The sequence below is a fragment of the Pseudomonas sp. TAA207 genome, from assembly GCF_001529285.1.
Classification (GTDB): Bacteria; Pseudomonadota; Gammaproteobacteria; order Pseudomonadales; family Pseudomonadaceae; genus Aquipseudomonas; species Aquipseudomonas weihenstephanensis.
The window spans coordinates 31,604-44,001 of record NZ_LLWJ01000061.1 but is presented as its reverse complement, the minus strand read 5'-3'; the positions used below and the strand labels follow the sequence as shown (position 1 = coordinate 44,001).

Below are 12,398 nucleotides of genomic sequence, written 5' to 3'. Positions count from 1 at the left end.
GGCAACCCGCTTTGCTTCAAGAATCCGTTTGAATGCACATAACGCGGGTGCCAGACTGGCGCTTAACGAGGCGCAATCATACGTGCCACCCGACCCCTGGAAAAGCCACTGGTCGGGGTTTTTCAGCTATAGGGGCTTAAGCATGCAAAAGTTGGAAAAAACACTGGACGATTGGAAGGCCATGCTCGACCCGGAGCAATACAACGTGTGCCGCCTCAAAGGCACCGAGCGGCCATTCTCCGGCAAGTACAACGCCACCAAAGCGGACGGTGTTTACCATTGCATTTGTTGTAATGAGCCGTTGTTCGACTCTGCGGCCAAGTTTGACTCAGGCTGCGGTTGGCCAAGCTTTTATCAACCCATTGGCGAGTGTGCGATGGTCGAGATTCGTGATGTGAGCCACGGCATGGTCCGCACTGAAGTGACGTGTGCCAAATGTGATGCGCATTTGGGCCACGTATTTCCTGACGGCCCGCCCCCTACCGGTTTGCGTTATTGCATCAACTCGGTGTGCCTGGACTTCGTGGCGCGCGACTGAACTTCACGTTATCGAGGGTGGCGTCATGACTGACAACCTGTGGAACATTGCTTGCACCACACTGAGCGGTGAGCAAAAGACCTTGGCCGACTTCGCGGGCAAAGCCGTGTTGGTGGTTAATACCGCGAGCAACTGCGGGTTTACCTCACAGTACAAAGGGCTGGAAGCGCTGTGGCAGCAGTATAAGGATCAAGGTTTGGTCATTCTGGGGTTTCCCTGCAACCAGTTCAGGCAACAGGAACCCGGGGATGAAGCGGCAATCTTGCAATTTTGCGAGGTGAACTTTGGCGTGAGCTTCCCGTTGTTCAAAAAAGTCGAAGTCAATGGCCCTCAGGCGCACCCTCTGTTTACTGCCCTCAAACAGCGCGCCCCTGGATTGCTGGGTTCCACAGGCATCAAGTGGAACTTCACCAAGTTTTTGATCGGTGAGCACGGTCGCAGTATCAAACGCTATGCCCCTGCGACGAAACCCGATGCCTTGAAAGCTGACATCGAATCACTGCTGCGTGTGGAGGTGCGGCCGTAAAGGCGATGGCTGAGGTGTTTATGTAGGCGCGGTAGCCCCGTTTCTCACTCATTGGCACCCACGCCCTTCGCCTAAGGCTTGAGCGGCACCCAGGTATCGAGCAGCGCTTGCAATTCTTCACGCCGGAACGGCTTGGACAGGTAGTCGTTCATGCCGGCGGTGCGGCAACGTTCACGTTCCTCAGGCATGGCATTGGCTGTCAGAGCAACTATCGGCAGGTCAGCCCAAAGCTCGCTTTGGCGTATTTGCCGGCTGGCTTCATAGCCATCCATAACGGGCATGTTGCAGTCCATCAGCACCAGATCAAAACGATGCTGTGCCAACTGCCTCAAGGCTTCCCCACCGTGGGCAGCAACCATTACTTCGCAGCCCAGTTTGCTCAGCATTCCTTTGGCGACCAACTGGTTAACCGGGTTGTCTTCCACCAATAGAATGCGTGCCCGGTGCGGTGCGGGCTGGAGGTGGGTCGGGGCGCGCAAGGTCTCGTCATCGTCTTTTTGCAATAAGTGCTGCAAGGTTTGATAGAGCGCTTTACGCGAAAGGGGCCGGGCTTTCTGCTGGAGCGGCGCCAGTGCATTGACCTGATCGCTCGGCATGAAATTGCCATAGGCGGTGACCAGTAAAATCGGTGTGCTGATCGCCGGGCGTAAGCCAAACAGGCATTCGGGGCAGTCCGTGATCAACAAGTCAGGATTGACCTTGGCCAAGGAGTCGTCTATCGAAAAGCGCTGAAATTTCAGGCCCCAGATCGGCAACAGGCTGCTCAGCAACTCTGCCAGGCCACTGCTCGCGGTTGTGACCGCAATCACGTTACCCAAAAGGGGTTTGGGCGTAATCGCCTCTGTGTGGCAGGGCAGGGGCAGTTCAGCGCAGAACTGACTGCCAAAACCCACTTCGGAGCTGATGGTCAAGCGCCCTTGCATGACTTCACACAGGCTGTTGGTCAATGCCAGGCCCAAGCCTGTGCCGCCGTACTGGCGAGTGATACCGGCGCCCGCTTGGGTAAAAGGTTGAAAGATTCTGGCCTGTGCCTCTTGAGCAATCCCAATCCCTGTGTCGCAGACCTCGATACGCACGCGATCATGCTGTGCGCTCAGGCGCACATCCACCCGCCCGAACCGGGTGAACTTCAGGGCGTTGGATAACAAGTTGCTGACGATCTGACGCACCCGCGTCGGATCGCCCAATACCAGCGCCGGGAACTGCGGGTCGATCAGGCACGTTAGCTCGACGCTGGGCGCAGCGTTCTGCGACAGCAGGTTGGCGGTGTCTTCAACCAGCGTTCCAAGATCGAACGCAATGTGCTCCAGTTCCAATTGCCCGGCGTCGAATTTGGACAGGTCGAGAATATCGTTGAGCAGCTCGACCAGCACTTTGCCCGAATCATGGGCAATCGACAGCTGCTGGTGTTGTTCAGCATTGAGCGGGCTGTCCAGGGTCAGGGCGAGCATGCCCAACAACCCATTGAGAGGGGTGCGTATTTCGTGACTCATATTGGCCAGAAAGGCGGAGCGTGCCTGGGCCATTTCCAGCGCTGTGCTGCGGGCGGCTTCCAGTTCTTCATTGGACTGGCTGAGGCGGTCATTGATCGCTTTTAATTGCTGGGTGCGGGCCGACACGATGTGTTCCAGCTGCGCCAGGTATTCGTTCAGACGGTTTTCGGCGCTGCGCCGCTGTTCGATCTCACGCACCAGTGCATCAAACTGCTGATTGGCAACGTTGACCAGCACCCCGATTTCATCGTCTTCGTGGCCAGGCGGGCAATGGATACGTGAAGGTTGAGGGTCGCCGGGTTTGCTGTTGCTCAGCTCACGGATCACCCGCACCAATGGCTGGGTCAGCATCACGTAAAACAGGCCGAGTAAAATGCCTGACAGGATGAGGCTGCGGGCGAAGCCGCTGAGCAAGGTCACTTCGGCCCGGTGTAAAAAACGGCTGCCAAAAGGGTAGGTGTCTACCTCAAGGTGCAGCACGCCAACGCTTTGTTGCGGCATGTGATTGAAGTAGAGCCGGTCATCAAACGAACGATTGGCCCCGAACAGGAAGTCACTGAGTGCCCGGTAGCGCCCGGATTCGGGCTGATCCTGCACCGATGCCAGCACCGACTTATCGTTGTCGCTCAGTTGCGCGCCGATGATTGCAGGCGAGCGTAACAGCCCCAGCACTAACTCTTGAGCCAGCTCTGAGTCCAGATTGTAGGCAATCCGTGAAGCCGGGTTATGGCTGATCTCAAGCAAGGAATAGATTTCACGATTGATGGCAGCGTTTTCGCTGGCATAATCGATGCCGATTTGCAGCAGGCTGAGCAGCGTTCCCAGTACAAAGCCGACCAGCACTGTCAGCCGCGCCTGTTTGAACGACAGGCGATGGGTGAGTTTTATGTCCATAAGGTGCTGTACCTGTTTCCATGTCCTGTCGGCTGGCAAGAGATTAACAGGTTAGCTGGCAGACTTTGCCCAGTTAACCGCTGGTAATTACGTATCCGCTAATCCGGGGATGGGCATCCGTGTCCACTCCATCAATGCGCTTTGTGTGTATCAGTCTGAGGAGATGTTGTGGATTCTAAACTGAATGCCTTTCTTGAGCGTGCTGACGCGGTGCTTGCGCGTATTGAACCGTTGCTGCCGGCGATCCGCCAACCGGTGGATTGGGATCGCTCTCTCGCCGCACGCTGGCAGCGCGAAGGGCGTACGGGTTATTTGATGCCGCTGGACGTCAGCCTTCAGATGCGTCTTAGCGACTTGATTGGCGTCGATCAGCAGCGCGATCAATTGGGCCGCAATACTAAACAATTTCTGGACGGTTTACCGGCCAACCATGCATTGCTTTGGGGGTCGCGCGGCACGGGTAAGTCCTCCTTGATTCGGGCGTTGCTGGCCGAATACGCCTCGCACGGGTTGCGCCTGATTGAAATCGAGCGCGATCACCTGGCTGACCTGCCTCGCGTGGTTGAAGCCCTGCAAGGTCTGGAGCAACGTTTTGTACTGTTTTGTGATGACTTGTCTTTCGAGGCCGGCGAGGGCGATTACCGCGTGCTGAAAAGCGTGCTGGATGGCTCCCTTGAGCAAGCCCCGGAAAACGTTCTGTTGTATGCCACGTCTAACCGTCGGCATTTAGTGCCAGAAAAAGAAAGCGACAACGAAAACTGGAAACACGTCGACGGTGAACTGCATCCCAGCGAAGCCGTGGAAGACAAGATTGCGTTGTCTGATCGATTTGGCCTGTGGCTGTCGTTTTACCCGTTTACGCAGGAGCATTTTCTGAGCGTGGTTGAACACTGGATCGGCGTGTTGGCGGGCAAGGCCGGTTTGCAGTGGGAGCGCAATGAGGCACTGGATATTTTGGCTGTGCGCTGGGCAACCGGGCGTGGCAATCGTAATGGACGCTGCGCTTACCAGTTCGCACGCTACTGGGTTGGATTGAAATTGTTGGAGCAACCGAATGATTGATTTGAACGCAACAGGTGATGGTTTGGACGGTTATGCCTTGTTGAAGGCGCAACTGGAGTCCTTGTTGGCTGATGAGCGTGACTTTATTGCCAATGCCGCACAGTTTTCGGCATTTTTGTATCACCAGCTCGATGATTTGAATTGGGCCGGGTTTTACCTCAATCGCAATGAAGAGTTGGTACTGGGACCTTTTCAGGGCCAGATCGCCTGTGTGCGCATCCCGTTTGGTCGGGGTGTGTGCGGTGCTGCGGCCGCAACCCGAGAGACCCAGCGGGTTGAGGATGTACACGCGTTCGCAGGGCATATTGCCTGCGACAGCGCGTCCAACAGTGAATTGGTGGTGCCTTTGATCAAGGACGGTCGTTTGATCGGTGTGCTGGATCTGGACAGCCCGAGCATCGGGCGTTTTTCAGCGCAGGATCAGCAAGGCATCGAAGCACTTGCGGCCATCTTTTTGCGTTTGAGCGATTGCTGAGCCTATGGGCCCAGCCCGGCCTTGCGTAGCAGCACGTCGACTTCCACGCTGTCGACCTGCTCAGGCGCCAGAAAGCGCTGGGCATACTGCATATAGATCTGCTCGTGCATAAACAGCGCGAACAATTGCGGGTCAATATGAGCATCGTGGCACATGGCTGCCATGATGCTCAGCGCTTCACTCAGGGTTTTACCGCGTTTGTACGGTCGGTCGGACGCGGTTAACGCCTCAAAAATATCGGCAATCGCCATCATGCGTGCCGCCAGGCTCATCTCTTCGCGTTTCAGCCGTTTCGGATAACCGGTGCCGTCCATTTTTTCATGATGCCCGCCCGCTATTTCAGCAATGTTGCCCAAGTAGCTGGGGAAGGGCAGGTGCTTGAGCATGAGGATGGTTTGCACGATGTGGTTATTGATGATGTAACGCTCTTCGCGGGTCAGGGTGCCCCGAGTAATGCTCAGGTTGTACAGCTCGCCGCGATTGAACTTGTACGCAGGCACGTCCAGTTGAAAGCCCCATATATTGTCCGGCTCCATGCATTCGGCCTCGTTGCGTACGAACAGGTGTTCCGGCTTGTCGGCCAACAGTGACTCGGTCACCGGTAAGGCTTGCTCCGTTCGGGTTGCCTGGCGTTTGTTTTCTTCCCATGACACGCCCAGCCGATCATCTAGCGTGCGGGTCCAGGTGCGCAGGGCAATCGTCTTTAAGCGTTCCAGGTCGGCCTCGGCCATGGCTTCGCTGCCAAGATTGCTGCGGGCAACAAAGGCAAAGTCATCGTCCAGTGCGCCCAGGCTGGCGTCACGGGCTTGAGCCAGTTGCTTCTCGTCTGCACCCAAAGCCTTGCCCTGCCAATAGCTGACCCAGGCATCGCGCTTGAGAACCTCGAAACGGGTGCGTATTTCGTGGATCCGGTCGTACAGGGTTTCAAGTTTGGTGGCTTTGTCGACCACGTATTCTGGCGTGGTGACCTTGCCGCAATCATGCAGCCAGGACGCGATGTGCAGCGCTTCCCACTCTTCATCGGTGGGTTGATAGTGCGCAAATGCGGTGTGTTGGCTGGCGGCAGCCGCCTGGGCCAGCATCAAGGTCAGGGCGGGCACGCGCTGGCAATGACTGCCGGTGTAAGGGCTTTTGGCGTCAATCGCCCCGGCCAGCAATTGGATGAAGGCGTCCAGCAGCTGCTTTTGTCGCGCTTGCAGGCGCTGGCTTTCAATAGAAACCGCCGCCGCGCCCGAGACGGCCTTGATGAAGGCAATACGGTCGGCGCGCAGGTGCTCCTGGTCTTCACGCGAACCGCTGTTGTTGAGTAATAACACCAGGATGCCCACGGTCTCGCCATGACGGTTGTGCAGACGAATCCCGATCAGGTGCACGCTTTGGCTGTCGAACGCCTGCATCACGGGTTGCAAGTCACCGGCCTGTGCATGGCTGAGGGTGCACACCACGCTGTCGTTGCCTTCATGCAGTGTACGCAACCAGGGCGGATATTCGCGCTCCTGAGCATTCAGCGCGGGGTGAGTCAATGTGCTCAAGTCGCGGGGTTGATCGTTAATGATCAACCCTTTGAGGGCGAAATGAGGCCCCTCACTTTCGGTCAGATAAATCAGCCCGGCCTGCGCCTGGGCAATCTTCATGGTTTCGCGCACCACCGATTGCAGCAGCGGTTCGAAACGGGTGTGCGCTGACAGGCTGGCGGTGATCTCAAAAAAACTGGCCAAGGTCTCTTTCATGCGGCGCATGGAGGCAGCCAATTGGTCGATTTCAAGCACCGGTGAGTGCTGTATCGCGGGGTAATTGAAGTCAAAACGCCGTATCGCTTCGGCTTCTTGCACCAGGGCACGCAGGGGTTTGACCAACAATCGAGAGATTAACCAGCCTAAGGGCAGGCACAGCAGCAGGATCGCCAGGGTGACAATGGCGCCTTCCCAACGCAGTTGATAAGCATCGCCCAGCAGTTCGTCTTCAGGAACCATCAGGGCCAGATGCAAGCCGTTCAGCCCACCATCGGTCAGCCTGGCTTGGGAGACGATCCACTGGCGTTGATCAGCCTTGAGGCGATGGTCGGGGTCGATGCCATGGCGGGTTAAGGCTGCGAATGCGGGGCTAAGTTGTTCGACGCGAGACAGGTGAGTGGACTCAGGGTCGGCCAGTGACGGCTGGTAATCCGGGTAAGCAACGGCCTGGCCTGTGTCATCAAATAACGCGATTTCTGTGCCGGGCGTGACCTTGTGCCGGGCCAGCGTGGTGGAAAGTTGAGAAAGCGTGAGGTCTGCTCCGATCACCGCTTTGGCCGAACTGCGACGGGATAATGTAGTGCCCACCTCGCGTGTCGAGAAAAACAAATACGGGCTGGTGGTGAGTTGGTCGGTGATACCCCGCGCCGGAATAAACCAGCTGCGGGCACGTGGGTCGTAGGTTTCATCGGCTTTATTGCGTTGTTCAAGCAGCGACAGGGACTCATCAAAAAATAGAATTTTCGACTCAACCTCGCTCAGTAGCCCCGACCGTTGAATGCTCCAGACCTGATACATGGCTTGTTGCGGTGCTTTCAGGCGGTTCTTGGTTGCTTGATTACGTAAAGGGCGAACCAGAAAGAAGTTCCCTTGGTTGTCCCCCAGATAAAGGGCGGCGAGTGCCGGGTTGTCATTGAGTGTTTGTACAAACGGTTTCAACAATGCCATCCGGCTTTCGAATCGATCGGTAGTGCCATCGGTACCGAGTGAAAGCAGGTTCAGCGCCTGGCGTATTGGCTGGTAGGTGTGCAGCAAGTCTTGCTGCACATCCTGTTCTATCTGGCTGAACACCTGCTGGCTGCTGTTGAGAATGATCCGTGTGGCTTGCACATAGTTAAAAATTCCCAAGGCCACACCCAGCAATACCAGCAACAGCGTGAACATCACGCTGATATGGACATGCAGGGGAAATTGGCGCTTTTTAGCTGACGCAGTCTTGGGCATACAAGGTGTCCCCGCCGATAGGAGTGCGCTGGTCCCTGTAAGCATAGTTAGGCCAGGCTCACGAGCGCCTTTTTTTGTGCAGGGTGACTCCTTGGTTATTCGGCAAGCTTGGCCAGTTCATTGAGCAGCGTTTGCTCCAGTGACGCCATGGCATGCCTGACCTCATCACAGGCGTGTTGCAAGGTGTCGGGGCTGGCCGTTTCCAGCGCTTCACACCGCTCAATCAATTTCACGGCCCCGACAATACGTGCGGCGCCTTTAATTCTGTGGGCCAAGTCAGTTAAACCCTCCCGTCCTTCGTCTGCGCGCAGTATGCGCAGCGCCTCAAGGTCAGCCCGGTTGCTGCGTAACAGCTCTTCGAGCAATCGCTTGATCCTGATGGGGTCTGCACCTGACAGCGCATAAAGGCTTTCAACATTGAATGCGACTTCGGCGTAGACAGGCTTGAGTTCGTTCAGACGCTTGCAGAGCAATGTGAGGCTGATGGGCTTGAACATGCAGTCGTCCATGCCTGCCTGTTGGCAGTTGAGACGCTCCTCTGGTTGGGCGTTGGCGGTGAACCCCAGGATCGTGCACGGTACTCGCTGGTCAACGTGTTCGATATGTCGAATCGCGCGGGTCAAGTCATAGCCATTCATGACGGGCATATTGCAATCAGCAATGACCACGTCGAACCCCCCTTGCTTCCAGAGTTCAAGCCCGGCGGCACCGTTTTGCGCCGTGGTGTACACATGGCCTAAAAAGCCCAATTGCTGACACATCAACAAGCGATTAGCCGGGTGATCGTCCACAACCAGGACATTGAGCGTCCGTGTGCTGTGGGTGATCTCCGGCTCTTTTGCGGTCTGACTCAGGCTGGGTGCCAGAGACGGTACTTTCAGGGTGACCTGAACCAGTGTGCCCACCGTGGGTTGGCTGCTCAGCGTCAGGGTGCCGCCCATCATTTCGCACAGGCTTTTGCAAATCACCAGCCCGAGTCCTGCGCCCCCCAGGGCGAGCTGGCCGCTGTTTTCTACTTGTGAAAAAGGTTCAAACAGGCGCGCCTGATCGCTGCTGCTGATACCAATGCCTGTGTCTTGCACGCTGAGCTGCACCTGAACCAGATCCGGGGTGTCTGTCGGGAGCAGGTTCAATGCCAGCGTCACATGACCGCGATCTGTGAACTTGATGGCATTGCTGATCAGGTTGGTGAGGATTTGTTTAAAACGCAGGGGGTCGACCAGTACATCCGGAGCGTCATGCCCCGGGGTGAAAATCAGCGACAGGGCCAGCTTTTTTTGCCGTGCCAAACCGTCGAACACCCGAATCACGGAGCTGGCCAATTCGCGCAAGTTGACGCGCTCAGCTGACAGGTTCAGCCGGCCCGACTCGATTCTGGCGATATCAAGAATATCGCCAATCAACTCCAGCAAGTCTTTGGCAGAGTTGTACGCCACCTCAATTGATGGTCGATCGAGCTGGCCTTTATCCGCTCGTTTCAACGTGAGTTCCAGCAAGCCTATAACCGCATTCATGGGGGTGCGGATTTCATGGCTCATTGTTGCCAGGAACGTACTTTTGGCGCGGTTGGCCTCATCAGCCAGCTCTTTGGCGGAGCGCAGTTTGTCCATCAATTGACGGCGGTCACTGATGTCGATCCAGCCACCGATGATGCCTTGCACCTCACCCAGCGAATCTCTGTAGGGAAGAATCCAGTGGTAAATGGTCATGATCTGATCGCCGATGTGCAATTGGCGATCCATGATCAGTGGCGTGCCTTCGCGTATAACGCGCAAATAGTCAGCCTGAAAGTCCCGGGCTTCGTGTTCATTACTGATGGCACTGCGAGTTTGTATGACCGTTTTGCCGATGACTTCTTCGCGCTTGGCGCAAAACGCTTCCAGATAACTGTCATTACAGGTTTGCAGAATGCCCTGGCGATCTCGCACATAAATGGGGTGAGGTGTTTCATTGACCATTGCGCGCATAAATTCGAACTGATCGCTGAGGGCGCGCTCAGCCTGTTTTCGCTGCTGTATCTGGCGGCGCATGTAAGCGTTCCAGACCAATGACAGCAGCAGCAAAAGCGTGGTCCCGATGATGACCTGGTAAATCAGGCGATGATAATTGCGCCAGTAGCTATCCGAGGCGGGCACATAACCGCGCCAGCGGCTGTTGATAATGCCCAACTCATCCGGGGCAATGCTGAGCAGTGCTTTGTCGAGGATCGAGCTTAGTTCGCTGGCATCGCGGGCTGTGGCCAGGGAAAAGGTGGCAGGCTGGGTGCCAATCGTAGCGCTGATTTGCAGGCGGTCCTGAAACAGTTGAGACGCCAGCAAGTAATTGGCAATGACCAGGGTATTCACAGCCCCTTGTACTTTGCCCTCTGACAACAATTGCGTCGCTTGATAGATATCGTCGGTTTCGACGAGCGTGATGTCTGGGAATGCTTTGCGAAGATAGCCGGTTAGCGGGTTACCCAGGGTCAACGCCAGGCGTTTGCCGGCCAGCTGTTCCAGGTTGGCGGGGTGCTGGATGCCTTTTGCAGTCAGCAGGACAAATGAGTTTTCGAGATAGGGACGACTGAAATTGAGTTTGTTCTCGCGCGATACCGATGGGCTGATCACCGAAATAATGTCGGTCTCATGTCGCTGAATCATGTCGATCATGTGGCTCAGGCTGCGGGTACGCTGGATCTCGAACCGCAACCCGGTGCGCAGGCGAATCATTTCCAGCAGGTCTGCGGTAATACCGCGAAAATTACCCTCGGCATCAAAAAAGCTCAGCGGCGCCAGCGTTTCGTTAACCACGACCTTGACCACGGCATGTTTAGCCAGCCAGCGCTGTTCACGTTCGGTCAGTTGGAGCTTTTGGTCAGTCAGCAATATGTCGCTGCCAGCGCTCCAGCGTTTGGCGATGTTTTGGCGCTCGTTGTTGGGGATGGCCTCAAGCGTGGAATTGAGGATGTCCAGCAGGACGTGGTTATCACGACGAACAGCAAAGCTGAAGCCATAGGCTTCATGCTTGCTGAAATTGGCCATTTTAATGTTCTTCAAATAGCCCTTGTTGATCATGTAATGCGTGGAGAGCGTATCGCCCAGAAACACATCGGCCTGATCAAATGCCACCGCGTTTATTGCATTTTGGTACGAAGGGTATGACTGAATGATGGCCTTTGGATAAAGCCTTTTGACCTCATCGAGTGGCAGGTAGTGGTAAACCATGCTCAAGCGCAAGCCTTCCAGGCCTTGGGTCAAGGAGCGGGTTTCTCCTTCGCGGGTTACAAGAACAGGCTGGTCAACGGCGTAGGGAGTTGAAAGCAGCAGGTTCTGATTGGCGGCTTCGTAACCATTCGAGGTACCGAGCAAATCAATGTTGCCTTGCTCCAGGGCCTGGATAACGTCGTCTCTTGTTGCAAAGCGCTGAACGTTGATCGATACGTTGAGTGCCTGGGCCAGAAGGCCGATGTAGTCGGCAGTGAAACCTTCGTAATCCTGGCCGCTGGTCGTCATGTCAAAAGGGGGATAGTCCGGAGAAGAAATGCCCACCCGCAATACGCGTTTTTCCTGAAGCCATTTGCGCTGTTTCTTATCGAGCGGGGCTTCCAGGTAAGAGATGCCCGAGCGGCTCAGCAATGGGTAGTTGTCACTGCCGGTGGCGTGAGCCAGCATGGACCAGCATAGAAGTAAGCCGGTGATCAGTGATAAAGGATGTAGTAACCGCGTGGGCATCGTGTTTCTCACACTAAAGAATTGCGTTTAGCCAGTTCGATAAGATCAACCAATGAGTTTGCTTTTAATTTTTGCATGAGTCTTTTTTTGTAAGTGCTCACTGTTTTATTACTCAAGAACATCCCTTTGGCGATTTCTTTGTTTGTTTTGCCTTGTGCGAAAAGCTGTAGAACCATGAGTTCGCGGTCATTCACTAATTTGAATAACTCGATTTCTGAACAGTCGCCATCCTCGTGTCGCTCAGGAGTCAAGGCTTGACTGGGGAAATAATTGTAGCCAGAGAATACGGCTTTTATTGCGCTGACAAGTTCACTCAGTTCTTCCTGTTTGCACACATACCCCGCCGCACCGGATTGCATGCAGCGCATGGCAAACAGGGTAGGGGACTGGGCGGTCAGGACCAATGTTTTAAGGGTTGAATTCATGGCGTTGAAGCGTGCGAGCACTTCCAGTCCGTCGAGTTTAGGGATGCTGATGTCGAGAATGATCAAATCGGGCACGCATTCACGCACCATTTGCATTGCGTCGACGCCATTGTCGGTTTCGCCGACTATTTCATAACCTTCATGTTCTAACAACATACGAATTGCCAGTCGGATAACCGGATGATCGTCAACTATAAAGACGGTGGTCATAATTAATTCCTGTTAAGCACGGTATAGAAAGCGCGCACCATAGCTCAGTTATATGAGCGGGCACACGAACCTGCGGGCCTACAAACGTAGTATGGGAAAAATCCTACG

The 12,398-nt window shown here is 55.4% G+C and carries 8 protein-coding genes; 4 read left to right on the top strand and 4 right to left on the bottom strand.

What is annotated here, in order from left to right; genetic code table 11:
• Nucleotides 1-142 precede the first annotated feature (142 nt).
• Nucleotides 143-538 (top strand): peptide-methionine (R)-S-oxide reductase MsrB, encoded by a 396-nt coding sequence (gene msrB, locus AP059_RS07775; RefSeq protein ID WP_059762725.1) that lies wholly within the window; start codon nucleotides 143-145, stop codon nucleotides 536-538.
• Between the two features lie 25 nt (nucleotides 539-563).
• On the top strand, nucleotides 564-1,064 hold the full coding sequence (locus AP059_RS07770) for a glutathione peroxidase (RefSeq protein ID WP_059762724.1): 501 nt from the start codon (nucleotides 564-566) through the stop codon (nucleotides 1,062-1,064).
• A gap of 71 nt (nucleotides 1,065-1,135) precedes the next feature.
• On the opposite strand, the gene AP059_RS07765 is transcribed toward AP059_RS07770, so the two are convergent.
• Nucleotides 1,136-3,451, bottom strand: a complete 2,316-nt coding sequence (locus tag AP059_RS07765) for a response regulator (RefSeq protein ID WP_059762723.1) — start codon at nucleotides 3,449-3,451, stop codon at nucleotides 1,136-1,138.
• A gap of 168 nt (nucleotides 3,452-3,619) precedes the next feature.
• On the opposite strand from AP059_RS07765, the gene AP059_RS07760 reads away from it, so the two are divergent.
• Both AP059_RS07760 and AP059_RS07755 read left to right on the top strand, forming a co-directional pair.
• A complete protein-coding gene (locus tag AP059_RS07760) occupies nucleotides 3,620-4,513 on the top strand; it encodes an ATP-binding protein (protein ID WP_059762722.1) in 894 nt (297 codons plus the stop codon).
• A complete protein-coding gene (locus AP059_RS07755) occupies nucleotides 4,506-4,988 on the top strand; it encodes a GAF domain-containing protein (protein WP_048398702.1) in 483 nt (160 codons plus the stop codon). Before AP059_RS07760 ends, AP059_RS07755 begins: the two co-directional genes overlap by 8 nt.
• Nucleotides 4,989-4,990: 2 nt before the next feature.
• On the opposite strand, the gene AP059_RS07750 is transcribed toward AP059_RS07755, so the two are convergent.
• From AP059_RS07750 to AP059_RS07740, 3 genes are all read right to left on the bottom strand, one after another.
• On the bottom strand, nucleotides 4,991-7,945 hold the full coding sequence (locus tag AP059_RS07750; RefSeq protein ID WP_059762721.1) for an HD domain-containing phosphohydrolase: 2,955 nt from the start codon (nucleotides 7,943-7,945) through the stop codon (nucleotides 4,991-4,993).
• A gap of 95 nt (nucleotides 7,946-8,040) precedes the next feature.
• Entirely contained in the window at nucleotides 8,041-11,655 is a 3,615-nt protein-coding gene (locus AP059_RS07745) for a transporter substrate-binding domain-containing protein (RefSeq protein WP_059762720.1), read from the bottom strand.
• A gap of 8 nt (nucleotides 11,656-11,663) precedes the next feature.
• Nucleotides 11,664-12,290: a response regulator transcription factor gene (locus AP059_RS07740; RefSeq protein ID WP_048365122.1), complete on the bottom strand. Its 627-nt coding sequence runs from the start codon at nucleotides 12,288-12,290 to the stop codon at nucleotides 11,664-11,666.
• Nucleotides 12,291-12,398: the final 108 nt, after the last annotated feature.

Bases quoted from the DNA above. Each gene is read 5' to 3' on its own strand.
- msrB (WP_059762725.1), top strand. From the start codon at position 143: ATGCAAAAGTTGGAAAAAACACTGGACGATTGGAAGGCCATGCTCGAC.
- AP059_RS07770 (WP_059762724.1), top strand. From the start codon at position 564: ATGACTGACAACCTGTGGAACATTGCTTGCACCACACTGAGCGGTGAG.
- AP059_RS07765 (WP_059762723.1), bottom strand. From the start codon at position 3,451: ATGGACATAAAACTCACCCATCGCCTGTCGTTCAAACAGGCGCGGCTG.
- AP059_RS07755 (WP_048398702.1), top strand. From the start codon at position 4,506: ATGATTGATTTGAACGCAACAGGTGATGGTTTGGACGGTTATGCCTTG.
- AP059_RS07750 (WP_059762721.1), bottom strand. From the start codon at position 7,945: ATGCCCAAGACTGCGTCAGCTAAAAAGCGCCAATTTCCCCTGCATGTC.
- AP059_RS07745 (WP_059762720.1), bottom strand. From the start codon at position 11,655: ATGCCCACGCGGTTACTACATCCTTTATCACTGATCACCGGCTTACTT.
- AP059_RS07740 (WP_048365122.1), bottom strand. From the start codon at position 12,290: ATGACCACCGTCTTTATAGTTGACGATCATCCGGTTATCCGACTGGCA.